Annotated in this window: 26 protein-coding genes and 1 other RNA gene; 7 read left to right on the top strand and 20 right to left on the bottom strand. The window is 51.6% G+C overall.

The genetic code is table 11. The features are described from left to right. Window positions 1-32: 32 nt before the first annotated feature. The 3 genes from NNO03_RS10475 to ffs form a co-directional block, all read right to left on the bottom strand. Window positions 33-251 carry a hypothetical protein gene (locus tag NNO03_RS10475; RefSeq protein ID WP_271441606.1) on the bottom strand — a complete coding sequence of 73 codons (219 nt, stop codon included), beginning with the start codon at window positions 249-251 and terminating at the stop codon, window positions 33-35. Next, window positions 248-499, bottom strand: coding sequence for a hypothetical protein (locus tag NNO03_RS10480; RefSeq protein WP_048212417.1), 252 nt, complete (start codon window positions 497-499; stop codon window positions 248-250). The genes NNO03_RS10475 and NNO03_RS10480 overlap by 4 nt, the downstream gene beginning before the upstream one ends. A gap of 196 nt (window positions 500-695) precedes the next feature. Next, an RNA gene (gene ffs, locus NNO03_RS10485) (signal recognition particle sRNA small type) lies at window positions 696-792 on the bottom strand. Window positions 793-954: 162 nt separating this feature from the next. Here ffs and NNO03_RS10490 point away from each other — a divergent pair. After that, window positions 955-1,266 carry an MGMT family protein gene (locus NNO03_RS10490; RefSeq protein ID WP_137384616.1) on the top strand — a complete coding sequence of 104 codons (312 nt, stop codon included), beginning with the start codon at window positions 955-957 and terminating at the stop codon, window positions 1,264-1,266. A gap of 31 nt (window positions 1,267-1,297) precedes the next feature. Here NNO03_RS10490 and NNO03_RS10495 read toward each other — a convergent pair whose 3' ends face one another. After that, window positions 1,298-1,867, bottom strand: a complete 570-nt coding sequence (locus tag NNO03_RS10495; protein WP_137384617.1) for a YbaY family lipoprotein — start codon at window positions 1,865-1,867, stop codon at window positions 1,298-1,300. A 212-nt stretch (window positions 1,868-2,079) separates the two neighbouring features. On the opposite strand from NNO03_RS10495, the gene tesB reads away from it, so the two are divergent. Next, window positions 2,080-2,940, top strand: a complete 861-nt coding sequence (gene tesB / locus NNO03_RS10500; protein ID WP_271441608.1) for an acyl-CoA thioesterase II — start codon at window positions 2,080-2,082, stop codon at window positions 2,938-2,940. 73 nt (window positions 2,941-3,013) lie between these two features. Here the strand turns inward: tesB and amtB are convergent, their stop codons facing one another. The 5 genes from amtB to decR form a co-directional block, all read right to left on the bottom strand. Beyond that, window positions 3,014-4,300: an ammonium transporter AmtB gene (gene amtB, locus NNO03_RS10505; protein ID WP_271441609.1), complete on the bottom strand. Its 1,287-nt coding sequence runs from the start codon at window positions 4,298-4,300 to the stop codon at window positions 3,014-3,016. A 31-nt stretch (window positions 4,301-4,331) separates the two neighbouring features. After that, window positions 4,332-4,670 (bottom strand): P-II family nitrogen regulator, encoded by a 339-nt coding sequence (gene glnK / locus NNO03_RS10510; RefSeq protein WP_003021657.1) that lies wholly within the window; start codon window positions 4,668-4,670, stop codon window positions 4,332-4,334. Window positions 4,671-4,926: 256 nt separating this feature from the next. Beyond that, window positions 4,927-6,705, bottom strand: a complete 1,779-nt coding sequence (locus NNO03_RS10515; protein WP_271449478.1) for a SmdB family multidrug efflux ABC transporter permease/ATP-binding protein — start codon at window positions 6,703-6,705, stop codon at window positions 4,927-4,929. Then, window positions 6,698-8,470, bottom strand: coding sequence for a SmdA family multidrug ABC transporter permease/ATP-binding protein (locus NNO03_RS10520; protein WP_271449479.1), 1,773 nt, complete (start codon window positions 8,468-8,470; stop codon window positions 6,698-6,700). Before NNO03_RS10520 ends, NNO03_RS10515 begins: the two co-directional genes overlap by 8 nt. Before the next feature lie 44 nt (window positions 8,471-8,514). Beyond that, complete coding sequence (decR, locus tag NNO03_RS10525; protein WP_005125175.1) at window positions 8,515-8,973, bottom strand: DNA-binding transcriptional regulator DecR; 459 nt, start codon at window positions 8,971-8,973, stop codon at window positions 8,515-8,517. Window positions 8,974-9,085: 112 nt separating this feature from the next. Here decR and NNO03_RS10530 point away from each other — a divergent pair, with 112 nt between their 5' ends. Further along, window positions 9,086-10,141 (top strand): PLP-dependent cysteine synthase family protein, encoded by a 1,056-nt coding sequence (locus NNO03_RS10530; protein ID WP_271449480.1) that lies wholly within the window; start codon window positions 9,086-9,088, stop codon window positions 10,139-10,141. A gap of 51 nt (window positions 10,142-10,192) precedes the next feature. On the opposite strand, the gene cof is transcribed toward NNO03_RS10530, so the two are convergent. Then, window positions 10,193-11,011, bottom strand: coding sequence for an HMP-PP phosphatase (cof, locus tag NNO03_RS10535; protein ID WP_271449481.1), 819 nt, complete (start codon window positions 11,009-11,011; stop codon window positions 10,193-10,195). 143 nt (window positions 11,012-11,154) lie between these two features. Between cof and NNO03_RS10540 the strand changes: the two genes are divergently transcribed. Beyond that, window positions 11,155-12,855, top strand: coding sequence for an SgrR family transcriptional regulator (locus NNO03_RS10540; protein WP_271449482.1), 1,701 nt, complete (start codon window positions 11,155-11,157; stop codon window positions 12,853-12,855). Window positions 12,856-12,920: 65 nt separating this feature from the next. Beyond that, window positions 12,921-13,616, top strand: coding sequence for a 7-cyano-7-deazaguanine synthase QueC (gene queC / locus NNO03_RS10545; protein WP_271449483.1), 696 nt, complete (start codon window positions 12,921-12,923; stop codon window positions 13,614-13,616). Between the two features lie 103 nt (window positions 13,617-13,719). Here the strand turns inward: queC and fadM are convergent, their stop codons facing one another. The 9 genes from fadM to bolA all read right to left on the bottom strand — a co-directional run bounded on the left by fadM (window position 13,720) and on the right by bolA (window position 24,143). After that, on the bottom strand, window positions 13,720-14,118 hold the full coding sequence (gene fadM / locus NNO03_RS10550) for a long-chain acyl-CoA thioesterase FadM (RefSeq protein ID WP_271441616.1): 399 nt from the start codon (window positions 14,116-14,118) through the stop codon (window positions 13,720-13,722). Between the two features lie 106 nt (window positions 14,119-14,224). Beyond that, window positions 14,225-14,599: a helix-hairpin-helix domain-containing protein gene (locus NNO03_RS10555; RefSeq protein ID WP_271449484.1), complete on the bottom strand. Its 375-nt coding sequence runs from the start codon at window positions 14,597-14,599 to the stop codon at window positions 14,225-14,227. Window positions 14,600-14,746: 147 nt separating this feature from the next. Next, window positions 14,747-16,621 carry a peptidylprolyl isomerase gene (ppiD, locus tag NNO03_RS10560; protein ID WP_271449485.1) on the bottom strand — a complete coding sequence of 625 codons (1,875 nt, stop codon included), beginning with the start codon at window positions 16,619-16,621 and terminating at the stop codon, window positions 14,747-14,749. Between the two features lie 268 nt (window positions 16,622-16,889). Next, window positions 16,890-17,180 carry a nucleoid-associated protein HU-beta gene (hupB, locus tag NNO03_RS10565; RefSeq protein WP_219352570.1) on the bottom strand — a complete coding sequence of 97 codons (291 nt, stop codon included), beginning with the start codon at window positions 17,178-17,180 and terminating at the stop codon, window positions 16,890-16,892. Window positions 17,181-17,370: 190 nt separating this feature from the next. Next, window positions 17,371-19,725, bottom strand: coding sequence for an endopeptidase La (gene lon / locus NNO03_RS10570; protein ID WP_003831014.1), 2,355 nt, complete (start codon window positions 19,723-19,725; stop codon window positions 17,371-17,373). A gap of 184 nt (window positions 19,726-19,909) precedes the next feature. Further along, entirely contained in the window at window positions 19,910-21,184 is a 1,275-nt protein-coding gene (gene clpX / locus NNO03_RS10575) for an ATP-dependent protease ATP-binding subunit ClpX (protein WP_271441619.1), read from the bottom strand. Window positions 21,185-21,310: 126 nt separating this feature from the next. Next, a complete protein-coding gene (clpP, locus tag NNO03_RS10580) occupies window positions 21,311-21,934 on the bottom strand; it encodes an ATP-dependent Clp endopeptidase proteolytic subunit ClpP (protein ID WP_003021624.1) in 624 nt (207 codons plus the stop codon). A gap of 247 nt (window positions 21,935-22,181) precedes the next feature. After that, window positions 22,182-23,480 carry a trigger factor gene (tig, locus tag NNO03_RS10585; RefSeq protein ID WP_137384629.1) on the bottom strand — a complete coding sequence of 433 codons (1,299 nt, stop codon included), beginning with the start codon at window positions 23,478-23,480 and terminating at the stop codon, window positions 22,182-22,184. A 345-nt stretch (window positions 23,481-23,825) separates the two neighbouring features. Beyond that, the gene (bolA, locus tag NNO03_RS10590) at window positions 23,826-24,143 is read right to left on the bottom strand and encodes a transcriptional regulator BolA (RefSeq protein WP_040232707.1); all 318 of its coding nucleotides are present in this window, start codon (window positions 24,141-24,143) and stop codon (window positions 23,826-23,828) included. Between the two features lie 306 nt (window positions 24,144-24,449). On the opposite strand from bolA, the gene NNO03_RS10595 reads away from it, so the two are divergent. After that, window positions 24,450-25,028, top strand: coding sequence for a lipoprotein (locus NNO03_RS10595; RefSeq protein ID WP_005125164.1), 579 nt, complete (start codon window positions 24,450-24,452; stop codon window positions 25,026-25,028). A 47-nt stretch (window positions 25,029-25,075) separates the two neighbouring features. Then, window positions 25,076-26,551, top strand: a complete 1,476-nt coding sequence (gene ampG, locus NNO03_RS10600) for a muropeptide MFS transporter AmpG (protein ID WP_271449489.1) — start codon at window positions 25,076-25,078, stop codon at window positions 26,549-26,551. Here ampG and NNO03_RS10605 read toward each other — a convergent pair. Further along, a partial coding sequence (locus NNO03_RS10605) for a hypothetical protein (protein ID WP_271441620.1) occupies window positions 26,518-26,740 on the bottom strand: 223 nt, incomplete at its 5' end. The two genes, ampG and NNO03_RS10605, sit on opposite strands and share 34 nt — an antisense overlap.

Consider the following 26,740-nt stretch of genomic DNA (forward strand, 5'->3'; position numbering starts at 1 on the left):
GCTCGTCATGCGCTAACTTAAACCCTCAATAACTACAGTTGGCGGGGAACCGGAAAACCTTTCAGGGAAATCACAAAATTCTCCCCGTCTTTCTTAATTTTCGCCCCGGCATCGCACCAGTCAGAAGCAATACGGAAAAATTCATCGCTACCGACATTCCAGCTCAGACGAACATGTTTCACATAACCGGAACGAAGCAATTCACAGGCTTCGCCATAATTACAGGCGGTTGAGAGCGGTTGTTGTTTCATTTTTTCTTCTTCAGTAATCTACGCAGCGCTTTGATTTCTTTAGGAGTCAGTGCTTCAACCACGGATTCTTCCGTATGCTGGCTATCAATATCGTCAGCGGAGACTCCCGCCTCTTCAATGGCGGAAAACGCGATAAGCAGCAATTTTTCCGTCGAGATACTTAGGTTCTCATTATTCACTTCAGCGTAATGACGCAGCTTTTCTTTTAGCGCCTCATCAATTTTGACATTCAATACTGCGGTCGACATCGTAAAAAGTCCTTGTGGTCAGCCAAAGTCCACCGGGCGCAAGAGTCATATCTCTGCGCGATGGCGACGGCAAAAGCATCAAATAACATCCCCGAAACACATTGACAGCATTTGATGACAATAAAATGACAATACGATGACAAAGAAAAGAAGATGAGAAGAATTGAGATTGCCGGACGGCAGAATTGGGTGGGGGCCCTGCCAGCTACATCCCGGCACACACGTCATCTGCCCTGGCTGCTTCCTTCCGGACCTGACCTGGTGAACAGAGTAGCGTTGCGGGAGAACCAACAGAGCCCCCATTGAGAGCGTTGTTAACCAACGCGCAGGCGCATTATCACTGCTGCACCCTGTAATTGCAACCCATCCCGCATCGGATGCTGTTTTCTTGTGCAATGAAGCTTCACTACCTCGTCATTCGGGATTATGCTGGAGGATTAGCGCAGGAATAAACGATGGATATACAAGACTCTTTCCCTCAACGCGTCTGGCAAATCGTTGCCTCAATCCCCGAAGGATTCGTCACCACCTATGGCGATGTCGCCAGGCTTGCTGGCTCACCGCGCGCTGCGCGTCAGGTGGGCGGTGTACTCAAGCGACTGCCTGAAGGTAGCACCCTGCCCTGGTATCGAGTGGTGAATCGTCACGGAATGATTTCACTGACAGGTCCTGACCTGCAACGACAACGCCAGGCATTGCTGGCGGAAGGTATTGTGGTTTCAGGGAGTGGACAAATCGATTTACAGCGCTATCGCTGGGTGTACTAACCCCCTCCGGACGGAGAGGGTTAGTATGCCCTTAGTACTGTGTCGGAGCAGGAACTGCGGAAGACGGATTCACCTGCGTGGGTGATGTTGACGGTACCGTTGTCGCGGCACCACCGCTCGCCTGTACAGGAACGGCCGTCTGCTGGACCGGGACCAGGGTCAGGTCGGCTTTAGTCCCCCCCTGATTAATCACCGTCTGGACGGTATCAGTAATAAAGACCAGCTTATCATTCACCGTAATCGCCGCACTCAGCAGAATACGCGCGTTTGGCTGAATATCTGCCGGATTAAACGGGAGCACGAAGCTGAATGGTGCTTGTTTGCCCTCGGTACGCACAACTTTTTGCGACAGCACTTTTGACGGTGCATCGGCAAGCGATGCATCTGACAGTGTAACGGTCAGCACGGCATCCGGCGGTAAAGCAACTTTCTGGCGGATCCATACCGTACCAGACACATTCGGCTGTTGAATTTTTGACTGTGTGTCAGCAATTGACGTATTAGGACTTGGCGCAGGTGTTTGAATATCTGCACTTTTACCAGCACAGGCCGCCAGAGCGACCGCAACCGCTAAACCACTTACCATGTGCACGAGTTTCATTAAATTCTCCTTCTCATCTATGCACCAGCGAGAACTTTCCTCGCCAGAAGAGTGGTTAACAAAAACATAACATGACTAAGTGTGGCACAAATTAGCAATTTCTGCTTGTAATAGGCCTGTAATTCAGACAATTGCACCCATCGGACCACTTTCAAAATTGCGTTATACTCTGCCTACCTCGCTGCGAGATCGCTATTACCTGGAGAGCACGTATGAGTCTGGCACTGAAAAATTTGCTGACATTGTTAAATCTGGAAAAAATTGAAGAAGGACTCTTTCGGGGCCAAAGTGAAGACTTAGGGTTACGTCAGGTTTTTGGTGGACAGGTTGTCGGTCAGGCGTTGTACGCCGCGAAAGAGACCGTGCCGGAAGAACGTCTGGTGCATTCCTTCCACAGCTACTTTTTACGGCCGGGCGACAGCCAAAAGCCCATCATCTATGATGTCGAGGTACTGCGCGATGGTAACAGCTTCAGTGCCCGCCGCGTTGCCGCGATCCAGAATGGGAAACCCATTTTTTATATGACCGCCTCTTTCCAGGCACCAGAAGACGGATTTGAGCATCAAAAAGAGATGCCGGATGCGCCTGGTCCTGAAGAGCTTAAATCAGAAACTGAGATCGCCCGTTCAGTAGCTCACCTGCTGCCACCGCTGTTGAAAGAAAAATTTATCAACGACCGCCCGCTGGAAGTCCGTCCGGTGGAATTTCATAATCCGTTAAAAGGTCATGTTGCCAATCCGACTCGCCAGGTGTGGATACGCGCTAACGGCACGCTGCAGGACGATCTTCGTGTACATCAGTATCTGCTCGGTTACGCCTCTGATCTGAACTTCCTGCCTGTTGCTTTACAGCCGTATGGCATTGGTTTTCTGGAAAAAGGGATTCAGATCGCTACGATCGACCATTCTATGTGGTTCCATCGTCCTTTTAATATCAATGAGTGGTTGTTGTACAACGTAGAAAGTACATCGGCCTCCGGTGCCCGGGGGTTTGTACGCGGGGAGTTTTATACGCAGGACGGCGTGCTGGTCGCCTCTACCGTGCAGGAAGGGGTAATGCGTAATCGTAATTGATTTCTTTTCCGGCCTACAGGGTAAATTGTTGTAGGCCGGAAAAGCGTTTAGCACTATCCGAGAAATTGAAACATCAGGCGTTGTAGGCGTTTTCGCCGTGGCTGTTCACATCCAACCCTTCGCGCTCCTGCTCTTCAGGTACGCGCAGACCTACCGTCATGTCCGCCAATTTATAGCCGATAAATGCCACGACACCGGACCAGACAATGGTGATCGCCACACTTTCCAACTGCACAAGAAGCTGATGCCCCATGGTAACGCCTTCGGCAAATCCTACCCCCCCTAAAGAGCTGGCGGCGAATACGCCAGTCAGGATACATCCGACAATCCCACAGACACCGTGAACACCGAAGACATCACACGGGTCATCAACGCGCAGAAAGCGCTTCAGCATCGTCACTCCCCACAGCCCCGCCAAACCGGCAACCACGCCGATGATCAACGCACCACCAACACCGATATAACCACAGGCAGGCGTCACACCAACCAGACCCGCAATGGCACCAGAACAGGCTCCCAGCAATGATGGTTTGCCGCGCAGCGCCCATTCACCGAAGATCCAGCCGAGAATAGCGGCCGCGGTTGCAACAACGGTATTCACGAAGGCCAGCGCGGCAATTTCATTCGCCATACCCGCGGAGCCCGCATTAAAGCCAAACCAGCCGATATAGAGAATAGCCGTGCCGGTAAAAACCATTGGCAGGTTATGTGGCTTAAACGCTTCTTTACCAAAACCGACCCGTTTACCAATCAGATAAGCCCCAACCAGACCGGCAATCGCGGCGTTGATATGCACGACCGTGCCGCCTGCAAAATCCAGCGCACCGTGAGTAGCCAGCAAACCACCGCCCCAGACCATGTGTGCAATAGGGATGTAGGACAACGTCAGCCACACCACCACAAAAATCAGCACCGCAGAGAACCGTATGCGCTCCGCCAACGCACCGACGATAAGCCCAACAGTGATACAGGCGAAAGACCCCTGAAAAGCAACGTGAATATACTGATAGATACTCCCCGTCACCGCCGTCAGTGCAATATTCTTCAGCATGACCCAGTTGAAGTTACCAAAAAAATTATTTCCTTCGCCGAACGTCAGCGAGTAGCCATAAACGACCCACAAAATACAGACCAGAGCGAATGTCACCGTAACCTGGGTCAGCATTGACAGCACGTTCTTACCGCGAATTAAACCGCCGTAGAACAACGCAATGCCAGGAATAGTCATAAACAGCACCAGCGCAGTGCAAATCATCATAAAAGCGTTATCGGCTTTATCCGCGACCGCCGGTGCCGCCATCGCCAGTCCCGGCAGCAGCGCCAGTGATGCAATACCCGTTTTCATCGTTGCTATCTTCATCTTTTGGTTTCCTATCACTGTGTGCCAGACGTTACAGTGCGGCTTCGTCGGCTTCGCCGGTACGAATACGAATCACGCGTTGTAGCTCGGCGACGAAAATTTTGCCGTCGCCAATTTTTCCGGTGTAGGCGGCCTTACTGATGACATCAATTACGCCATCCAGTTGGTCATCAGCAATTGCCACATCAATCTTCACTTTGGGTAAGAAGTTGACGCTGTATTCCGCTCCCCGGTACAACTCAGCATGACCTTTTTGTCGGCCAAACCCCTTCACTTCGGTGACGGTCAGCCCCTGAATACCAATAGACGACAATGCTTCACGGACGTCTTCCAGTTTGAACGGTTTGATTACCACGGTAACCAGCTTCATAGATCCCCTCCAGTCAGAATTCAGTAGTGGCTGCAGATACACATACTGAACATTGCAAGGGGTGTGCCAGGAATGAAAAACGCGGGATGATTCAGCCGCACGGGGTACGGCGAGGATAGAAAAAGAAAAAACGCACTATAACGGTGCATAGTGCGTTACATTTTTGCACCAGATTGTTGATTGCAGGATGGCGGCGAAAACGCGTCATCAGGCCTACGAAACCACACTGGCTGTAGGTCTGATAAACGCAGCGCCATCAGGCGATTGCCGAATCTTCGTTTACGCTAGCCGCCAACTCTTCGCCCGCCAACTGCAGTTGATACATTTGCCAGTAGCGGCCCTGTGCGGCAAGCAGTTGCTGGTGCGTGCCGCGCTCAACGGCCTGCCCCCGGTGCAGTACCAGAATAGTGTCGGCATCGACAATGGTGGATAACCGATGCGCAATCACCACCAGCGTGGTGTGCTTACGCACTGCTGCCAACGCCTGCTGAATAGCCTGTTCAGTACCGGAGTCAATGCTGGCCGTCGCTTCGTCCAAAATCAGCACCTGCGGCGTTTCGACCAGCACACGCGCCAGCGCCAGCAGCTGTTTCTGCCCGACTGATAAATTATTGCCCTGCTCGCCCAGTCGGGTATGAATACCGTCACTCAGCCCGCGCGCCAGCTCCGCCAGTTGCACCGTCTCCAGCGCCTGCCACACCCGCTCTTCAGAAATATCGCGGCCCAGCGTCACGTTGGCCAGGAAGGTATCCGCCATCACCACCGGATCCTGCTGCACCATCGCAACGCCCTGGCGTAACACACTGTGGCTCAACGAAGACAGCGGTCGTCCGTCCAGACGAATATCACCCTGCGTCAACGGGTAGTACCCCATCAGCAGACTGGCGAGCGTACTCTTGCCGCTACCGGTATGCCCAACCAACGCAACAAAACGACGAGAAGGTACGGACAAACTGATGTTTTGCAGCACCAGATTGTCGTCGCGATAGGCAAAAGAGACGTTATCAACCTCAATGTCCCCGCTTTTCAGGGGTTGGATATCCTCACCATAACGCTGGCGTGGGCCATCCATCAGTTCAAATACACGTTCACCCGCTACCACCGCCTGTTGCAACATTGATTGCTGGGTCGTCAGCTCGATCAACGGCTCGTTCAAACGCCCCAGATAGCTGATAAACGCATACAGCACCCCAACCTCAATGGACGTGCCGGACGTAAAGCTAAACAGTGTCAGCAAACCGCAGAGGATCAGGGCCGAAAACAAGCTGAGCAACGGGCGCAACAAAAAGCCATCCAATCGCAGCGTTTGCATGCGCGCCATATAGTGCGAACGGCTGGCTTCGCCCATTCGCTCACCAAAACGCGCCTGCTGGCGGAACTGCTGGATCACGCTCATACCATTAATAACTTCGTTAAAGCCATCATTAATATCTGCCAGATAGGCGCGAACGCGACGCACAATAGGAGTGCTATAGCGCTGATAAATCACCATCACCACCAGCACAGCCGGGAATATGGCCATCGCAACCAGCGCCATCCGCCACTCAAGGCTGAACATCGCTACCAGCATGGCACCGATTAAGGCGGCACTGCGCAGTACCGTCGCGACTACCGTCACGTACAGGTCGCGAATCACTTCGGTGTCATTGGTCACCCGGGAGATAAGCTGCCCGACAGGCTGAGTATCAAAAGCACTGAGCGGCTGACGCAGCGCGGCATCCATCACATCGGTACGTAACTGCTGCACCACACCAACGGCCGCCTGGTTAAAGAGTAATGACTGCGCGTAATGCAGGCCCGCCGCCAACAGTTGCAGACCGACATAGGCCGCCACCAGCCCAGACACCATCGCCAGCGGCAGATTGTTTTTCGCCACCATGTTGTCGATAAAATAACTGATGAGCAGCGGACCACTAACTTCCGCCGCTGCCGCTACCCACAGCATGACAACAGCGATAGACAGCTGCTTTCGCCACGGCGAGCCGTACGCCAGCAGCCTTTTCAGGGTCGGCCATAATTGTCCAAAACTACGCATTAGCCGCCTCCTCATCGATAGCCGGCGCATCAGACAATGCCGCTTCCAGTTGCTGATAACGGTACATATCACGATACCAGCCAGGTTGTTGCACCAGCGCATCGTGTTCGCCACGCTGAGCAATATGTCCGTGCTGCATCACGATAATTTCATTAGCTTCTGTCAGCGCAGATAAACGGTGAGCGCTGATTATCACGGTTCTGCCTTCTCCCCACTGGCGCAGGTTATGCAGGATTTGATGTTCAGTACGACCATCCACCGCCGATAACGCATCATCAAGAATCAGGATTTCAGCATTCAGCAGCAGCGCACGAGCGATAGAAATACGCTGTTTTTGTCCACCGGACAGCATCACGCCGCGTTCACCCACTTCAGTGTCGTACCCCTGAGGAAGACGTAAAATATCCTCATGCACGCTGGCCAGACGTGCAACATGTTCAATTTCATCCTGTGTGGCCTGCGGGCGTCCAAGCGCTATGTTGTTGGCGACCGTATCCGAGAACAAGAAAGGTGTCTGGCTGACCACGGCCAGGCGGCTACGCCAGCTATCAAGCTGCAAGCGCGTTAACGGAATATCATGAAAACGCACATCCCCTTGAGTGATATCGAAGTGGCGCTGGAGCAGCGATAGTACGGTGCTTTTCCCAGCCCCAGTTGGGCCACAAATGCCCAGCATCTGCCCTGGCTTAAGCTGGAAATTCACATTCTCCAGCACCGGATGAGCCGACTGTGGATAGCGAAATTCGCGAATGGCCACCGCTAACTCACCACGTCCTTCTGGTACGGGTTCTGTCCCATCATCCACCACGGGGGCTTCAGCCAGCATCGCGCGAATACGGCTATATGCGGCGCTGCCTCGCTCAACAATATTAAACATCCATGCCAGTGCCAGCATCGGCCAAATCATCAGACCGAGATACATCATAAAGCTGGTTAACTGACCGAGCGTCAGAGAACCGTGCACCACCATCCAGCTTCCCCCGGCGATAGCCAGCAGGTTAGCCATACCTATGGCGATATAAATCGTGGGGTCAAAACGGGCGTCAATGCGGGCGACCCGCAAGTTTTTCTTGCCGGTATCTTTAGCATCTTCGGCAAATAGCGCCGACTGTCGGTCTTCCAGACCAAAAGCCTTAATCATGCGGATACTGGTAAGACTTTCCTGAGTACGATCGTTCAGGCTGGAGAACGCTGCTTGCGCAACCTTAAAGCGGTTATGCAGTCGATCGCCGTAACGCTTGATCATTATCGCCATCACCGGCATTGGGAATAACGCGATCAGCGTCAGTTCCCAACTGATTTGCGTAGACATCACGATCAACACCGCGCACCCCATGACCAGTGAGTCCACCAGCGTCAATACACCTTCGCCAGCCGCAAACACCACCCGATCAACATCGTTAGTTGCACGCGCCATCAGATCGCCTGTGCGATGACGCAGATAAAATTCGGGATGCTGGCGGCTCAACTGGCGGTAATAGTCTTCGCGTAGTTCAACTGCCAGTTGGTAGGATGCGCCAAACAACAGTACGCGCCAGACATAGCGCAACAAATAGACCACCACCGCAATCAGGGCAATCGTGCCGACCCACATCAGCAGTCGCTCGGTTGTGAAGCGCTGTGTCGTTACGCCGTCCACGATGATACCGACCACTTTTGGCGGGATAAGCTGAAGAATAGCGATGATGATAAGCAAGGCTACAGCCCCGAGGTAGCGACGCCACTCCCGGCGGAAGTACCAGCTTAATTGAGCAAATAATCGCACGCGTTATGTCCTGACAAGATTTCCGGCAATGACCACCGGGAGAGTTATTCAATAGGTAGAGCAGTCGTGTATTTAATCTGTTCCATCGCAAAACTGGAGGTAACATCAGACAGGCCCGGTACGCTATTCACCAGACGCTTATAGAAATCATCATAGCGTTTCATATCAGCAACCTGCACCCGCATCAGGTAGTCATACTCCCCAGCCATTCGCCAGAAACCCAGTACCTCTGGCATCCCGGTCACTTCGGTGACAAAGCGGCAGTACCACTCGCTGCTGTGATGCTGGGTTTTAATCAGCACAAACGCGGTTAAGCCCAGCCCCAGTTTTTCTGGATCCAGAAGGGCAACCTTGCCCAGCAGAATGCCGTCATCCTCAAGCCGCTTGAGGCGTTTCCAGCAGGGGGTGGTTGTCAGATTAACGGCATCGGCTAACGCCTGCAAAGAAAGGGTGCAGTCTTGTTGTAGTAGGCCAAGCAGCTTACGGTCAATTTTGTCTAACATATCCACTCCACAGAGAAGAATTTTCTCCTTACATTCTATTTTAAAGGCTAAATGGCAACAATTTTTTCCGTGCTTTTCGCTATTCTGGGCACAAAATGACAAATGGATATTAATGATGAATAGCTACTGGGTTAAAAACGCCATCAATGAAATCAATGCGGATTACCAGCGTTCTGCCGATACGCATCTCATTCGCCTGTCGCTTCCGGCGTTTCCGGGTATTCAGCTCTATTTGAAAGATGAGAGCACACATCCAACCGGTAGCCTGAAACATCGCCTGGCACGTTCACTGTTTCTCTACGGACTGTGTAATGGCTGGATTAAAGAAGGCACCACGATTATCGAATCGTCTTCGGGTTCAACGGCAGTCTCTGAGGCCTATTTCGCCCGTCTGCTTGGACTGCCATTTATTGCCGTTATGCCTTCCTGTACGGCAAAACGCAAAATTGAACAGATTGAATTTTATGGCGGTCGCTGCCACTTCGTGGAAAGCGCCTGTGAAATCTATGCAGCGTCTGAACAGCTGGCACATGAACTGAACGGACATTATATGGACCAGTTCACCTACGCTGAACGCGCTACTGACTGGCGTGGTAACAACAATATTGCCGACAGTATCTTCCGCCAGATGCAGTGTGAGCCAAACCCCGTGCCTCGCCATATCGTGATGAGCGCAGGAACCGGCGGTACCTCCGCAACCATTGGCCGTTATATTCGCTGTCAGGGTTACGACACACACCTGATGGTCGTTGACCCGGAAAACTCGGTCTTTCTGCCTTACTGGCAGGATCGCGATGCGTCGTTACGCAGTCCGGTCGGCAGCAAAATTGAAGGCATTGGCCGCCCACGCGTAGAGCCTTCTTTCATTCCTGATGTGGTTGATGAAATGTTGCGCGTTCCGGATGCCGCAAGCGTTGCCACCGCACACTGGCTGGAAACGCAGCTGGGCCGTAAAGTGGGTGCCTCAACCGGAACCAACATGTGGGGAGCGTTACAACTTGCCGCCCGTATGCGCGACGCAGGAGAAACAGGGTCGCTGGTTACGTTGCTGTGTGACAGCGGAGAACGCTATCTGGAAACCTATTACAACCCGCAATGGGTCGAGGCGCACATCGGTGATTTAACGCCATCGAAAGCAGAACTTGCCCGCCTGCTGAACACCCATTAATCGATCAAAAAAAAGCCAGACACTAAGGTCTGGCTTGCTGGAAGGGATCTCTCATTCGGGGGAATAAGGTAGATGCGGATTGTCCAGCCAATGCGTCAAAAAGTGTGATACCGCCTGATTGCGGCAATGCCCAATCACCGATAAATGAGGCAGCGCAGCAATAAGCTGCGGCATCGCGTTCCCCATAATCAGACCACGCCCAACGCGACCCAACATTTCACGATCGTTCATGGCATCGCCAAACGCCATGCAGTCAGCCATGGAATAACCCAAGTGCTCGCTCAGCACTGCCAGTGCGGAGCCTTTGTTACAGCCCAGCGGCAGTACTTCGAGGCAATCAACCGCAGAAAAACAGAGATTCGCCTGCTCGCCCAGCGCGTCATTCAACTGAATACGCAGACGGACCAAATCGTCATGATCGCCACAGAAGCAGATTTTTGTGACCTGATGGGCAGGAATACGCTTCACATCCACTACCTGGTAACGAAATCCGCTGTACACATGCGCTTGCAACAGTGACGGAATCTCTTGCCCGGTGAACCAGCCGTTGTCATTAAAAACATGCATGCTGGCCTGCGTTTCCCACCGCTGGTGCAATACGATATCGGCAACCGAGGGAGCCAGATCCTGACGATGCAATACATCACCTTCCAGCGAGTGAATACGCGTCCCGTTACCGGTGATTAAAAAGGCGTCCAGCGAGATCGAGCCCAAAATATGACGCATCTCCAGCACATGACGACCGGTCGCAAACGTCAGCGTGATATCTCGTTCACGCAGGCGTGCCAGCGTCGAAAGGGTTTCATCACCTAAATGGTGATTCGGCATCAAAAGGGTGCCATCCATATCAAATGCAGCCAGACGAGCCATTTCTTTCTCCACACTGTGACGCGGTTAACTTGTGATTCAGTATCTCCTGAGATATACGGAAGTAATAGTGAATAGATAAAGAAAATTATTCCGGTTTTTTCTACGTAAAACCGCTAGTGGGCATCTTGAAGGATGATGTATCAATGCGTTTGCTTAATCGTCTGAATCAGTACCAACGTCTGTGGCAACCTTCAAACGGAGAGCCGCAGTCAGTCACCGTCGGGGAACTGGCTGAACGCTGCTTTTGCAGCGAGCGCCATGTACGTACCCTGCTCAGGCAAGCGCAGGATGCCGGTTGGCTGGTATGGCAAGCTCAGTCCGGACGCGGGAAACGCGGAACATTACGTTTTTTGGTCACTCCGGACTCTCTGCGCAACACGATGATGGAGCAGGCACTGCAAAAGGGTGAACAGCTCAGCGTACTGGAACTGGCTCAACTGGCCCCTGGGGAATTAAGAACCCTGCTGCAGCCGTTTATGGGCGGACAATGGCAAAATGATACGCCAACCCTGCGTATCCCCTATTATCGCCAGCTCGAACCTTTGCATCCTGGATTCCTGCCCGGTCGTGCAGAACAGCATCTTGCCGGGCAGGTGTTCTCTGGCCTGACACGTTTTGACAGTCACACGCAACGCCCCTGCGGCGATTTAGCCCACCACTGGAATATCTCTGCCGACGGGCTGCGTTGGGATTTCTATATTCGCTCAACACTGCACTGGCATAACGGTGATGTTGTCAACAGTGCTCAGTTACACCAACGGCTGTTGATGTTGCTTGAACTGCCCGCACTGGCCAGATTGTTTATCAGCGTTAAACGCATAGAGGTGACGCACCCTCAATGTCTGACTTTTATTTTGCATCGTCCTGACTTTTGGCTGGCACACCGTCTGGCAAGTTACAGTAGCCATCTCGCTCACCCAGAACAGCCCTTTGTCGGGACTGGCCCGTTCCGACTAACGCTGTTTACACCAGAACTGGTTCGCATCGAGAGCCACGATAACTACCATCTTGGCCATCCGCTGCTGAAAGCTATTGAATACTGGATAACCCCGCAACTCTTTTCCCAGGATCTGGGCACCAGCTGCCGCCACCCGGTGCAAATTGCGATTGGTAAACCAGAGGAACTGCCCATGCTAAGCCAGGTGAGTAGCGGGATCAGCCTCGGTTTTTGCTATCTCACGCTCAGAAAAAGCGCGCGACTGAATACACAGCAGGCCCGTCGACTGGTCAATATTATCCACCGCTCTTCGCTGCTACAGACGCTGGAGGTGGATGAAAACCTCATTACCCCCAGCAATGCCCTGCTGCCAGGATGGACGATCCCACAATGGGATGCGCTGGACGAGGTGGCGTTGCCGGAAAAACTGACGCTGGCCTACCACTTACCCGTCGAACTGCATACGATGGCGGAACAGCTGCGCCAGGCGCTGGCAAAACTGGGTTGTGAATTAACGCTTATTTTTCATAATGCTAAAAACTGGGATGGCGATCATCCTTTAGCCCAGGCCGATCTGATGATGGGAGACAGGCTGATTGGCGAAGCCCCCGAGTATACCCTCGAACAGTGGTTACGTTGCGATCAGCTATGGTCACATGTTCTGAATGCATCCGCATATACTCATCTGCAAACCACGCTGGATGCTTTGCAAATTCAGGCCGATGAGGGCGATCGTCATGCGGCTTTACAGCAGGTTTTCGCCACGTTAATGCATGACGCCACGCTTACGCCGCTGTTCAATTATCACTATCGAATTAGCGCTCCGCCGGGCGTAAATGGCGTACGTTTGAATCCGCGTGGCTGGTTTGAGTTCACCGAGGCCTGGTTACCGCCCCCTTCAGCGTGAAGAAGCTGGTCGGCGACACGCCCAGACGCTACCATAAGCGCTTTCGTTATTTGTCAGGAAAAGCCATGAAACGTGCCGTTGTTGTATTTAGTGGAGGCCAGGACTCCACGACCTGTCTGGTGCAAGCGCTACATCAGTATGATGAAGTGCACTGCGTGACCTTTGATTATGGTCAGCGCCATCGCGCTGAAATTGACGTCGCACGTGATCTGGCCTTAAAACTCGGCGCCCGTGCACACAAAGTTCTCGACGTGACGCTGCTCAGCGAACTGGCTGTCAGCAGCCTGACCCGCGACAATATCCCGGTACCCGATTATGAACCGGACGCGGACGGGATCCCGAATACTTTTGTGCCTGGACGTAACATTCTGTTCTTAACACTGGCGGCAATTTACGCTTACCAGGTACAGGCAGAGGCGGTCATTACCGGCGTTTGCGAGACCGATTTCTCTGGTTATCCGGACTGTCGTGACGAGTTTGTCAAAGCCCTGAATCATGCCGTGAGCCTGGGAATGGCAAAAGACATCCGTTTCGAAACCCCGTTGATGTGGATTGATAAAGCCGAAACCTGGGCGTTAGCCGACTATTGGGGCAAGTTAGACCTGGTGCGTGAAGAGACGCTGACCTGCTATAACGGGATCAAGGGCAACGGTTGCGGCCATTGTGCTGCCTGTAATCTGCGTGCCAACGGTCTGAACCATTATCTGGCGGATAAGCCGGCGGTGATGGCGGCGATGAAGCAGAAAACCGGGTTACAGTAATCTGCTGAGTTGTGCCGGATGGCGGTGCATGCACCTTATCCGGCCTACATCTACTTCTCGTTTTGTAGGCCTGATAAGCGAAGCGCCATCAGGCAACTTTCCGTTACTTCACCATTTGTTCCAATTTCTCGCGTAACTCTCCTTCCAGCGGCAGCGCTTTCTGCGTTTTCAAATCAATACAGACGAAAGTAATCAACGCATCAGCCACTACCTGTCCCTCTGGCTCCAGTGTGATGGTCTGATTCAATACACCGCTTTTGCCATTTAACTGTTGGACCTGGCTAGTTATGGTCAACAGATCGCTCAGCACGGCAGGACGGCGGTAGTTGATATTGATGTTAACCACCACAAACGCGATGTGGTGTGCAGTCATCCATTGAAAACTGTCACTGTTTTCCAGGCCATCCCAGCGGGCTTCTTCCAGGAACTCAAGATAGCGGGCATTGTTAACGTGCTGATAGACATCAAGATGAAAACCACGAACTTTGATTTGTGTTTGCATAGCGCAGAAACCTTACGTTGTTTTTATAGGAACAGACTTCAGGGTAAAGAGGTCATAACTGGTATGACCTCTACAGTCTGGCAAACTTTCAGCGCTCTGCAAGTTATTAAAGTGTTAAAACTGCCAGGTTACGTTCCACCAGCGAACTTCCCATCCCCGGCACCTGCTTTAAGTCCTCCACCGTTTTAAACGGTCCGTACTCCTCACGATAGCTGATAATAGCCTGTGCTTTTTTCAACCCAACCCCATTCATCACTCGCGCTAAATCCTCCGCTGAGGCGCTGTTGATACTTACCCTGGTACCTTCATCATCACTCGACTTCATCGCTGGCGTGGCTTTGCTGTGTGTGCTTCCTGAGGCATCCGCTTTGGTCTGAACCGCCTGACTTTTGGCGACAGGTTCCGCTGCAAGTGCAGTTTGCACCATACCGACACAGGTCAATGAAAAGGTAATAAGCAGGGCTTTAATTCCATGTTTCATACTGTTTTGCTCCTTGTTGGTTAACAGTGGAGCCACGATAGCGGGGGGATAAACGGCAGACAAATGGCAATTTTCAGAAATGGAAAAGGCCGCGAAAGCGGCCTTTGGTATATACAACTTTTTGCAATTATTTGCGAGAAGCCTCGGTTATTGCTGCTGTTCCAGCGCGTCACCGACTTTAATTTTTGCCGCTTTACGCAGGTTGCTCATCAGTGCTTCGAAGACAATCTGAGCGTTATTCTGAGTAATCCCCTGAACCATCGCTTTTTTCTGTGCTTCTGGCATAGAGCCTGCTTTGACTTCGTCCAGCGCCAACAGTACAACGTTACCCTGCATATCGTTCGCAACACCGTAGCTCGGCTTGTCTTTCGCAGGCAGGCTCAGGCCAAAGGCCGCCTGACTCAGCGGATCCTGACCCGTACGGCTCAGCGTTTTCGCTTCGCCAAAGCTCAGACCCGCCGCTTTCAGCGCTTCATCGCCTTTACCCGCTTTCAGATCGGCCAGCAGTTTATCTGCATCCAGTTTCGCCTGCTGCTCAGCTTTATTGTGCTTAACGAGCGCGGTAACCTGCTCTTTCACTTCCGCTAACGGCTTAACTGCTTCTGCTTTGTGTTCGCTAATACGCAGCACAAACGCACGATCGCCATCCACGGTGATGATGTCTGAGTTGCTGCCCGGCGTACCGTTCTCGCCTATCAGACCACCATTGAAAATGATGTCAGCAACAGGTTTGAAATTCAGTTCTTCCGGCAAGCTGTCACGGCTAAACCAGCCCGTTTCAACCGCTTTCATCCCTGCTGCCTGCTCCGCACCCGCCAGAGATTCGTTATCATTGCTGGCAGCATCACTCACTTTCTGCTGCAACGCATAGTAGGCATCCAGCGCTTTTTCCTGCTTAACTTTCGCTGCAATGTCGTCACGGGCTTCACTCAGCGGTTTAACCTGCGCAGGTTGCACATCATCAAGGCGCGCAACGAGGAAACCAACAGAAGATTTAATCACACCGGACAGCTGGCCTTTGTCTTTCAGACCAGCATTTTTCAGTTCATCTGGGGTGGTGGAGTCTTCCAGCCAACCCATATCACCGCCGTTACGGGCAGAAATGATATCGGCAGATTTTTCTTTCGCCAGGGTCGCAAAATCACCCCCTTTGTTCAGCGCATCAAGCACCGCTTTTGCTTCATCTTCTGTTTTGGTCTGGATGATGCTGTAGCGATTACGCTGCGGCTGAGTGAACTGATCCTGATGCTGGTCATAGTAAGACTGAATATCAGCATCGCTGGCGGTTTCCTGCATTGCTGCAGCATCCAGCTTGATATAGCTCACACGGAACTGTTCCGGCGTCATAAAGCGATTTTTATTCTGCTCGTAGTAACTGGCCACTTCTTCGTCGGTAACCGACTGCTTCGCGGCAAGAGCATTAACATCAATCGTCGCTTCACGTACGATACGTTGCTGTGCAACCAGTGCAGCCAGTTCGTCCGTTTCACCCTTCAGCATGAAGTCGGTCCCGGCAACACCGTTGATCAACTGTTGCGTGGTGAGCTGGTTACGCAATGCCTGAGCATACTGATCTGCAGTCATTCCCATCTGATTCACAATCGCATTGTAGCGGTTGTTATCAAATTTGCCGTCAACCTGGAAAGCCGGGGTGGCGAAAATAGCCTGCTTAATCTGATCGTCGCTAATGTTGAGCTTAAGCTCACGGGAATACTGATCCAGCAGCGCTTCGTCCACAAGACGATTCAGCACCTGCTGACGCAGCGTTTTCATATAACCTTCGTTCGCCGCCAGCTCAGAATATTGATCGCCCAGCTGTTGCTGCATGCGGTTACGTTCGCTGTTGAACGCATTCTCGAACTGCCCGCGGCTGATCTCCTGGCCATTCACTTTAGCGGCGTAGTTATTGCCCCCGCCAATCAGGTAACCACTCACGCCGGTCAAAATGAACGACACGATAATGATACCGAAAATAATCTTGAGCACGAGACTGTTAGCAGCCGTGCGTAAGCTGTCCATCATGGTGTAACCACACTCCGCTGTAGATGACTATACGCGTTATCCTTCAGGCCGCCTCCGCGTTGGTTACAACGACGGCGGCAAGGATTTTGAGTATATATGCTTCACGCAGCATAGCGTTTCCTGAACGCTGCGCACAAAGGCCTATTGTGACAAGAAACTGGGGCAATTGTCAGCCCACAACGCGTAGAAAGTACCGGAATCAGAAATAAAAAAGGCACATCGGTTGATGCGCCCTTGTACTTAGTCACATCCCCAAAGGGGAAATCACTTAGTTTACCGCGTCTTTCAGTGCTTTACCTGCACGGAAGCCCGGTACTTTAGCCGCGGCGATGGTGATCTCTTTACCTGTTTGCGGGTTGCGACCAGTACGGGCAGCACGCTCTTTAACGGCAAAAGTACCAAAACCTACCAGTGCTACGTCATCACCTTCTTTCAGGGATTCGGTAACAGAAGCAATAATTGCATCTAACGCACGTCCAGCCGCAGCTTTAGAGATATCAGCCCCTGCAGCAATTTTGTCGATCAGTTGAGATTTATTCACTCTTCTCTTCCTCTTTATAATATATATCGCACCTGAATCCTTCAAAGTGCGACCGCGCAGCAGTTATATCAGGCCTGCCATGCCCTTACAACACCCGATAATGATGGCAAGCCCAATCCGTTATCTAAATTAGCTATACAAAAAAAGGCTGGCAAGCCCGAAATGGCCTGCCAGCCCTGTTTTTATTAATGCTCTTTGCGCGAGGTCACTATTTTGCCGTCACAACCTGCATTCCAGAGGGTTCATTTTGCAACGCAAGAGTCAGAACTTCCTCAATACGTTTCACCGGGTGAATATTAAGATCGGCAATAACGTTGTCCGGAATCTCTTCCAGGTCACGTTTGTTTTCGTCTGGAATTAAGACCGTCTTAATGCCACCACGGTGCGCCGCCAACAGTTTTTCTTTCAAGCCACCGATAGGCAGAACCTGACCACGCAGGGTGATCTCGCCAGTCATCGCCACATCGGCACGAACCGGGTTACCGGTCAGGCATGAGACCAGCGCAGTGCACATGGCAATACCCGCGCTTGGACCATCTTTCGGCGTCGCGCCTTCAGGTACGTGAACGTGGATGTCGCGTTTTTCGTAAAAGTCCGGGTTAATACCCAGTTTTTCCGCACGCGCACGCACCACGGTCAGTGCGGCCTGAATGGATTCCTGCATCACTTCGCCGAGCGATCCGGTGTAAGTCAGCTTGCCTTTACCAGGAACACAGGCGGTTTCAATGGTCAGCAGATCGCCGCCCACTTCTGTCCATGCCAGCCCCGTGACCTGACCAACGCGGTTTTCGTTATCCGCACGGCCATAGTCAAAGCGCTGCACACCCAGGTAGTCGTGCAGGTTATCACCATTGATCTCGATGTGTTTCAGTGACTTATCGAGCAACAATTGCTTAACCGCTTTACGGCACAGTTTGGAGATTTCACGCTCCAGACTACGCACGCCCGCTTCACGGGTGTAGTAACGAATGATGCCCACAATGGCGCTATCATCAACCGTCAGCTCGCCTTTTTTCAGCGCATTACGCTCAATCTGTTTTGGCAACAGATGACGTTTAGCTATATTAAGCTTCTCGTCTTCGGTATAGCCAGACAGACGAATCACTTCCATACGATCCAGCAACGGTGCCGGAATGTTCATGGAGTTCGACGTCGCAACGAACATGACGTCGCTGAGGTCGTAGTCCACTTCCAGGTAGTGATCGCTGAACGCCACGTTCTGCTCTGGATCCAGCACCTCAAGCAGTGCTGATGCCGGATCGCCACGCATGTCAGAAGACATTTTGTCGATCTCATCAAGCAGGAACAGCGGGTTTTTCACGCCCACTTTGGCCATTTTCTGGATCAGTTTGCCCGGCATCGAACCGATATAGGTTCGGCGGTGACCACGAATTTCAGCCTCATCACGCACGCCGCCAAGCGCCATACGGATGTATTTACGCCCTGTCGCCTTCGCGATGGACTGACCCAGAGAGGTTTTACCCACCCCCGGCGGTCCAACCAGACACAGGATCGGTCCCTTGATTTTGTTCACACGGCTCTGGACCGCAAGATACTCAAGAATACGATCTTTCACACGCTCCAGACCATAATGGTCGGTATCGAGGATTTCCTGCGCCTGACGCAGGTCTTTTTTGACCTTGCTACGCGCATTCCACGGAACCTGTACCATCCAGTCGATGTAGCCACGCACGACCGTTGCTTCCGCCGACATCGGAGACATCATTTTCAGCTTCTGCAGCTCTGCTTCCGCTTTCTCTTTTGCCTCTTTCGGCATCTTCGCCGCGTCGATCTTGCGTTTCAGCGCTTCGTTTTCATCCGGCGCATCGTCCATCTCGCCGAGCTCTTTCTGAATCGCTTTCATTTGCTCGTTCAGATAGTACTCACGCTGAGACTTCTCCATCTGCTTTTTCACGCGGTTGCGAATACGTTTTTCAACCTGCAGCAGATCGATTTCGGATTCCATCATTGCCATCAGATATTCCAGACGTTCATTCACGTCGGACATCTCCAGCACGGACTGCTTATCCGCCAGCTTCAGCGGCATATGGGCAGCGATGGTGTCCGCCAGACGAGCGGGATCGTCAATGCTGTTAAGCGACGTCAGCACCTCTGGTGGGATTTTTTTGTTTAGCTTGATATAGCCTTCGAACTGGCTGATAGCTGTACGTACCAGCACTTCCTGTTCGCGCTCATCAATAGCAGGCGAATCAAGGTACTCCGCTTTCGCAGAGAAATGCTCGCCGTTGTCTGACAACGCAGAAATACGCGCGCGCTGTAACCCCTCGACCAGCACTTTTACGGTGCCGTCAGGCAGTTTCAGCATCTGCAAAATAGAGGCCACGGTCCCGACGGTGAAAAGATCGTTTACACCCGGCTCATCCGTTGAAGCTTCTTTCTGCGCGACCAGCATGATTTTTTTATCATGGTCCATAGCCGCTTCAAGACAACGGATAGATTTTTCCCGCCCTACAAATAAGGGTATGACCATGTGCGGATAAACCACCACATCGCGCAACGGCAATACGGGGATTTCAATGCGTTCAGAACGCTCAGGATTCATAGAGCTCTCTCTTAGTTTAGTTTCCGCCAGGTAATCAGGTGGTACGACTGTGCTTCACACCACCTTTAACATGTATGTCAGTATATGGGGATGTTTCCCACACATTCAACGCCATGTTTACGGAAAAATAAAAGGGGAGATAAAATCCCCCCTTTTTGGTTAAACGTCTGTATGAATTGATGAATTATTCGCCAGATGCCTGCTGCGCTTCCGGCTTACCGTAAATCAACAACGGCTTGCTCTGACCGCCAATCACAGACTCGTCGATCACCACTTTTTCAACGTCTTCCATAGAAGGAAGATCGTACATGGTGTCGAGCAACGCGGCTTCCACGATAGAACGCAGACCACGCGCACCGGTTTTACGAATCATCGCTTTCTTGGCGATAGCATCCAGCGCTTCCTCGCGGAATTCCAGATCCACACCTTCAAGATTGAACAGCGCCTGATACTGCTTAGTCAGGGCGTTTTTCGGTTCTTTCAGGATCTGGATCAGCGCTTCTTCACTCAGTTCGCTCAGCGTTGCCACAACGGGCAGACGGCCGATGAACTCAGGGATCAGACCAAATTTGATCAGATCTTCTGGTTCAACCTGCGACAACAGTTCACCTTCGCTGGCCTTATCGGACTGGGCTTTTACCGTCGCGCCAAAACCAATGCCAGAGCCGGTTTCAACACGGTTAGCAATCACCTTATCCAGACCGGCAAACGCACCACCACAGATAAACAGAATCTTGGAGGTATCAACCTGCAAGAACTCCTGCTGCGGATGTTTGCGTCCACCCTGTGGCGGAACGGCGGCAACCGTTCCTTCGATCAGTTTCAACAGCGCCTGCTGCACGCCTTCACCGGAAACGTCACGGGTAATAGACGGATTGTCTGATTTACGCGAAATCTTGTCGATCTCATCGATATAGACAATACCGCGCTGCGCTTTCTGCACGTCGTAATCGCACTTCTGCAACAGCTTCTGAATAATATTTTCAACATCTTCACCCACATAACCGGCTTCGGTCAGGGTGGTGGCATCGGCCATTGTGAACGGAACGTCCAGCAGACGCGCCAGCGTTTCAGCCAACAGCGTTTTACCAGAACCCGTAGGACCAATCAGCAGGATGTTACTTTTGCCCAACTCGACGCCATTGCTGGTGTCGCCGTTGCGCAGACGTTTGTAATGGTTGTATACCGCGACCGCCAGCACTTTCTTCGCCTGTTCCTGGCCAATAACGTAATCGTCCAGGTGGTTGCGAATTTCATGTGGCGTCGGCAGCGCACTGCGTTCACGGTGCGGTGCTACTTCCTTAATCTCTTCGCGAATGATGTCGTTACATAAATCAACACATTCGTCGCAGATATACACGGATGGTCCGGCAATCAGCTTACGCACTTCATGCTGGCTTTTGCCGCAAAAAGAGCAGTACAACAATTTGCCCGAGCCATCTTTGCGTTTATCTGTCATGGGTCAAAACCTCTTCTTTGTTCTTTGTGCCGCACACGACGACGCAAATGCCATTCTCAGGCGCAAGACGCTAGTCAGCGTTGTGCCGCTCCAGGTAATTATAGCGGCACACCTGCGCCCTGGGCATTAATTACGATGGGTCAAAATCGAGTCGACCAGACCGTACTCCACCGCTTCAGAAGCGGAGAGGAAGCGATCGCGCTCGGTATCACGTTCAATCTGCTCAAGAGATTGACCCGTATGATGCGCCATAAGTTCGTTCATGCGCCCTTTTACCTTCAAGATTTCACGGGCATGAATTTCAATATCCGTTGCCTGACCCTGGTAACCGCCCAGAGGCTGGTGGATCATGACGCGAGAATTAGGCAGGCAAAAACGTTTACCTTTCGCCCCGGCAGTCAGCAGAAACGCGCCCATTGAGGCCGCCTGGCCCATACAAATGGTGCTAACGTCCGGCTTAATAAACTGCATGGTGTCATAGATAGACATCCCTGCAGTAATCACGCCACCAGGGGAGTTAATATACAGGTAGATATCTTTTTCCGGGTTTTCTGCTTCCAGGAACAGCATCTGCGCCACAATCAGGTTAGCCATATGGTCTTCGACCTGGCCGGTCAGAAAAATGACGCGTTCCTTAAGTAGACGAGAATAGATATCAAAAGAGCGCTCACCACGCGAGGTCTGTTCAATGACCATCGGCACCAGCGCCATATGGGGTGCAAAGTTATCTCGTTCGCCGCTGTATGACATTTCCGTCTCCTGGATAAAATTTGAAAAAACCTGCTGTGCTGATTGTAACCTTATGGACGGATTATCAGCTAGTCCCTCTGTAATGGGTACGACATCGCCATAATTCAAGCATAACAATCTTTTGTTGTAACGCTAACACTGAAACGCTGTTTTCGCACCCTTCCCATGCAAAATGCGTGACAAAAAAAAACCCGCCACCAGAAGGTGACGGGTTTATGTGCGAATTTCGTGCTATAAAAGCAACGAATTACGCCTGCTGGTTCATCAGTTCGTTGAAAGTAGTGGCTTTTTCAGTCACTTTAGCTTTCGCCAGAACCGCTTCAACAGCCTGTTCTTCCAGAGCGACGTTACGCATGTTGTCCATCAGCTCTTTGTTTTTGCTGTAGAACTCAACAACTTCTTTCGGATCTTCGTAAGCAGAAGCCATTTCTTCGATCAGGCCTTTTACGCGATCTTCATCAGCTTTCAGTTCGTTGGTACGAATCACTTCGCCCAGCAGCAGACCAACAACTACGCGACGCTTAGCCTGTTCTTCGAACAGTTCACGCGGCAGTTCCAGAGCTTGCTTCTCGTTGCCACCGAAACGCTGTGCAGCCTGACGACGCAGAACGTCGATTTCGCTGTCGATCAGTGCTGCAGGAACGTCGATGTCGTTGGCTTTAACCAGACCTTCGATCGCCTGAGACTTAACGCGGTTACGTACAGCGCCTTTCAGCTCACGTTCCATGTTTTTACGCACTTCAGCGCGCAGACCCGCTACGGAACCATCTTCAACGCCAAAACGTTTGATGAATTCTTCGGTCAGTTCCGGCAGTTCACGTTCTTCAACTTTCTTCAGGTTGATAACGAATTTAGCGGCTTTACCTTTCAGGTTTTCAGCGTGGTACTCTTCCGGGAAGGTCACGTCGATGGTGAACTCTTCGCCAGCTTTGTGGCCTTTAACGCCTTCTTCAAAGCCTGGGATCATACGACCCTGGCCCATCGCCAGTACGAAGTCAGACGCTTTGCCGCCTTCGAACTCTTCGCCGTCTACAGAACCGGTAAAGTCGATGGTTACACGGTCTTCTGCATCAGCAGCGCCGTCTTTGTCTTTCCAGGTAGCCTGCTGCTTACGCAGGGTATCCAGCATAACGTCAACGTCAGCATCGGTAACTTCAACAACCGGTTTTTCAACTTCGATTGCGTCCAGACCGGTCAGTTCAACTTCCGGGTAAACTTCGAACTCTACCGCGTAAGTGAAATCTTCACCCAGTTTGTATTCGCCCGGAACGTAGTTCGGTGCGCCAGCCGGATTAATTTTTTCTTTGATGATGGCATCAACGAAGTTACGGCTCATCAGGTCACCCAGAACGTCCTGGCGAACAGAAGCGCCATAACGCTGAGCAACGACATTCATCGGTACTTTTCCTTTGCGGAAACCGTCAATACGCACTTTCTTCGCTACGTTGACCAGCTCGCTTTTCACAGCGGTCTCGATGCTGTCAGCAGCGATAGTAATCGTTACACGGCGGCCAAGGCCTTGAGTGGTTTCAACTGAAACTTGCATCTTGTTACCTCAAAAAATCACAGTGCTCGGTCAACTCTTCTCCGCAAGCACAGGTTGTTGGCTTCGCGGAACTGGGATGTTCTCATAATCAATCACATTCCCTGTCGTCAGAATCATCCCGAAGACATTCCGAAAAATAAGACGCGCATTATAGCGGCATCACTTTTATGAGTCGAGAACGGTTATCGCGCGTTGCTGCGGCTTTTTTCACAATTCCCGGCTAATTTTTGTCTGAATACTGGACGACCTACTCAGAATTCAGACAAAACAAAACGGCCCGCAGGCCGTTTTCACATAATCTGTAGCAACATACTGGAAAAGCGCCGGTTGTTGCAAATCCGTTTTTTAGGCGATGCTTCCCGCCCCACGACACGGAGGCGATGCAAAAATGGTGTCCTGCAACGCTTCCCACTCCTTAATGGTGTAGGTATGCAGGGCAAGAGCATGTACGGTTGTGGAAAGCTCCGCCGTTAACGTGCTGTAAATCATCCGATGACGATTAAGAAAACGTTCACCTGTAAAGCGATCGCTGACCAGCACAACCTTAAAGTGGCTTTCAGAACCTGCCGGGACATTGTGACGATAGCTTTCATCCACAACTTCGAGGAACACGGGTTGGAACGCTGCCCTTAATTTTTCTTCTATTTGCTCACGAATCATCATGAAATTTTTCCTCCGACAACGCTGAGATGTCACCCATCCCTTTAAATACTAGCCGCTTTTACCGTTTTCATTACACCTTAGCAACAAAAAATTAGCGCTTGTCTGATTTTCTCACCCAAACGAATGAAGTTCACTGATTCTTGTGTTCGCGTTATTGCAAAAAGGCCATTTATGGTCTCTACAACATCATCAAACGGACAACATGATGAATTTACATGCGTTACCCACTTCCCCTCATCGTTGGCGATGTTATGATGGCGGGAATTTTCTCTAACCATACAATTTAGATTCGCTGAGAGCCCTGGCATGTTTAAAAAAATCCTCTTCCCTTTAGTCGCGCTGTTTATGTTGGCTGGCTGCGCAACTCCGCCCACTACCATCAACGTATCGCCAAAAATTACCCTGCCACAGCAGGATCCGAGTCTGATGGGAGTGACTGTCAGTATCAATGGCGCCGACCAGCGTCAGGATCAGGCGCTGGCAAAAGTGACCCGCGACAATCAACTGGTTACTCTGACTGCGTCTCGCGATCTGCGCTTCCTGCTGCAAGAAGTGCTGGAAAAGCAGATGACTGCACGCGGTTATATGGTGGGTCCAAACGGTGCAGTTAACCTGCAAATCATCGTAAGCCAGCTGTACGCTGATGTGTCGCAAGGTAGCGTGCGCTATAACATCGCAACCAAAGCAGATATCGCCATTATTGCAACGGCTGCCAACGGCAACAAGATGACCAAAAACTACCGTGCAAGCTACTCTGTTGAAGGCGCATTCCAGGCCTCTAACAAAAATATTGCTGATGCCGTTAACAGCGTCTTGACCGACACCATCGCTGATATGTCCCAGGACACCAGCGTTCACGATTTCATCAAGCAGAACGCTCGCTAATTTAAGCCCCCTGACCCGGTATTTCGCCGGGTCAGCTTTTAATGCCCATGTCCAATCACTATTTACGTATTTTTCAGCAACCAAAATCAGCGATTCTGCTGATGTTAGGTTTTGCTTCCGGTTTACCGCTCGCCCTGACCTCCGGTACGCTTCAGGCGTGGATGACGGTCGAAAATATCGATCTGAAAACTATCGGTTTCTTTTCTCTGGTCGGCCAGGCCTACGTATTTAAGTTTCTCTGGTCCCCGGTGATGGACCGCTACACCCCACCGTTTTTAGGTCGTCGTCGCGGTTGGCTGTTGACGACCCAGGTGTTGCTTCTTATTTCCATCGCCGCGATGGGTTTTCTGGAACCTGGCACGCAGTTACGCTGGATGGCGGCACTCGCAGTGGTGATCGCATTTTGTTCGGCGTCGCAGGATATTGTTTTTGACGCCTGGAAAACAGACGTTTTACCGGCAGAAGAACGTGGTACCGGTGCAGCAATCAGCGTACTGGGTTACCGCCTGGGGATGCTGGTTTCCGGTGGTCTGGCGCTGTGGATGGCTGACCGCTGGCTCGGCTGGCAAGGTATGTACTGGCTGATGGCGGCACTACTGATTCCCTGCATTATCGCCACCCTGTTGGCGCCCGAACCCACTGACACCATTCCGGTGCCTAAAACACTGGAACAAGCGGTTGCTGCGCCACTGCGTGACTTTTTTGGTCGTAACAACGCCTGGCTGATCCTGCTGCTTATTGTGCTGTATAAGCTCGGGGATGCCTTCGCCATGAGCCTGACCACAACGTTTTTAATCCGCGGCGTCGGATTTGATGCCGGTGAAGTCGGCGTCGTCAATAAAACGCTGGGGCTGCTGGCGACAATAGTCGGTGCGCTGTACGGTGGGCTCCTGATGCAGCGTCTTTCGCTGTTTCGCGCGTTACTCATTTTCGGCATTCTGCAGGGCGTATCGAACGCCGGATACTGGCTGCTTTCTATTACCGACAAGCACATGTTCAGTATGGCAGCAGCGGTCTTCTTCGAAAACCTGTGCGGCGGGATGGGTACTGCGGCGTTTGTCGCCTTATTAATGACGCTGTGTAATAAATCGTTCTCCGCAACCCAGTTTGCCCTACTCTCAGCCCTTTCGGCTGTTGGTCGCGTCTATGTGGGCCCAGTGGCAGGTTGGTTCGTCGAGGCTCACGGTTGGCCAACGTTTTATCTGTTTTCCGTGTTTGCCGCGATCCCTGGACTCCTGCTGCTGCTGGTTTGTCGCCAGACGCTGGAACATAGCTGGCAAAATGAGAGTTTTATTCCACGCACAGAGTTCCGTGAGGCGTACAATCTGGCTTTGATGACGTTAGTGACGGGCTGCTGTTTGCTGGCTGTTTGGCTGTTGCTGCTTACCATGAACGCACTGGATTACACCAACTTCTCTTTCCTGGCAGGGCTGCTTGAAGTCTCAGTCGCGGTCGCCATCTGTGGCGTCGTATTTGGTGGCTTACTGGACTATCTTGCACTACGGAAAACACGTCTGATGTAATTTTTCACATTAATTTGGCCGTTGTAATCACCTTGCGTAATTATAACGGCTAAATAAACAGCAGTTGATAAAAATAATATTTGTTGTTTTGTGCGCCATAGAATTTGGAAATTATTGACTCCTTTTATAAATTCTATTTTCCTTACTCGATTCAGCCGAATCAGATTTATTTTTTGTTCATTATTTGTC

Origin of the sequence: Citrobacter sp. Igbk 16, from assembly GCF_028069755.1 — a bacterium.
In the GTDB taxonomy this organism is placed as follows: Bacteria; Pseudomonadota; Gammaproteobacteria; order Enterobacterales; family Enterobacteriaceae; genus Citrobacter.

Coding starts and splice junctions, on each gene's coding strand:
- NNO03_RS10475 (WP_271441606.1), bottom strand. CDS start 251: ATGAAACAACAACCGCTCTCAACCGCCTGTAATTATGGCGAAGCCTGT.
- NNO03_RS10480 (WP_048212417.1), bottom strand. CDS start 499: ATGTCGACCGCAGTATTGAATGTCAAAATTGATGAGGCGCTAAAAGAA.
- NNO03_RS10490 (WP_137384616.1), top strand. CDS start 955: ATGGATATACAAGACTCTTTCCCTCAACGCGTCTGGCAAATCGTTGCC.
- NNO03_RS10495 (WP_137384617.1), bottom strand. CDS start 1,867: ATGAAACTCGTGCACATGGTAAGTGGTTTAGCGGTTGCGGTCGCTCTG.
- tesB (WP_271441608.1), top strand. CDS start 2,080: ATGAGTCTGGCACTGAAAAATTTGCTGACATTGTTAAATCTGGAAAAA.
- amtB (WP_271441609.1), bottom strand. CDS start 4,300: ATGAAGATAGCAACGATGAAAACGGGTATTGCATCACTGGCGCTGCTG.
- glnK (WP_003021657.1), bottom strand. CDS start 4,670: ATGAAGCTGGTTACCGTGGTAATCAAACCGTTCAAACTGGAAGACGTC.
- NNO03_RS10515 (WP_271449478.1), bottom strand. CDS start 6,705: ATGCGTAGTTTTGGACAATTATGGCCGACCCTGAAAAGGCTGCTGGCG.
- decR (WP_005125175.1), bottom strand. CDS start 8,973: ATGTTAGACAAAATTGACCGTAAGCTGCTTGGCCTACTACAACAAGAC.
- NNO03_RS10530 (WP_271449480.1), top strand. CDS start 9,086: ATGATGAATAGCTACTGGGTTAAAAACGCCATCAATGAAATCAATGCG.
- cof (WP_271449481.1), bottom strand. CDS start 11,011: ATGGCTCGTCTGGCTGCATTTGATATGGATGGCACCCTTTTGATGCCG.
- NNO03_RS10540 (WP_271449482.1), top strand. CDS start 11,155: ATGCGTTTGCTTAATCGTCTGAATCAGTACCAACGTCTGTGGCAACCT.
- queC (WP_271449483.1), top strand. CDS start 12,921: ATGAAACGTGCCGTTGTTGTATTTAGTGGAGGCCAGGACTCCACGACC.
- fadM (WP_271441616.1), bottom strand. CDS start 14,118: ATGCAAACACAAATCAAAGTTCGTGGTTTTCATCTTGATGTCTATCAG.
- NNO03_RS10555 (WP_271449484.1), bottom strand. CDS start 14,599: ATGAAACATGGAATTAAAGCCCTGCTTATTACCTTTTCATTGACCTGT.
- ppiD (WP_271449485.1), bottom strand. CDS start 16,621: ATGATGGACAGCTTACGCACGGCTGCTAACAGTCTCGTGCTCAAGATT.
- lon (WP_003831014.1), bottom strand. CDS start 19,725: ATGAATCCTGAGCGTTCTGAACGCATTGAAATCCCCGTATTGCCGTTG.
- clpX (WP_271441619.1), bottom strand. CDS start 21,184: ATGACAGATAAACGCAAAGATGGCTCGGGCAAATTGTTGTACTGCTCT.
- clpP (WP_003021624.1), bottom strand. CDS start 21,934: ATGTCATACAGCGGCGAACGAGATAACTTTGCACCCCATATGGCGCTG.
- tig (WP_137384629.1), bottom strand. CDS start 23,480: ATGCAAGTTTCAGTTGAAACCACTCAAGGCCTTGGCCGCCGTGTAACG.
- bolA (WP_040232707.1), bottom strand. CDS start 24,143: ATGATGATTCGTGAGCAAATAGAAGAAAAATTAAGGGCAGCGTTCCAA.
- NNO03_RS10595 (WP_005125164.1), top strand. CDS start 24,450: ATGTTTAAAAAAATCCTCTTCCCTTTAGTCGCGCTGTTTATGTTGGCT.
- ampG (WP_271449489.1), top strand. CDS start 25,076: ATGTCCAATCACTATTTACGTATTTTTCAGCAACCAAAATCAGCGATT.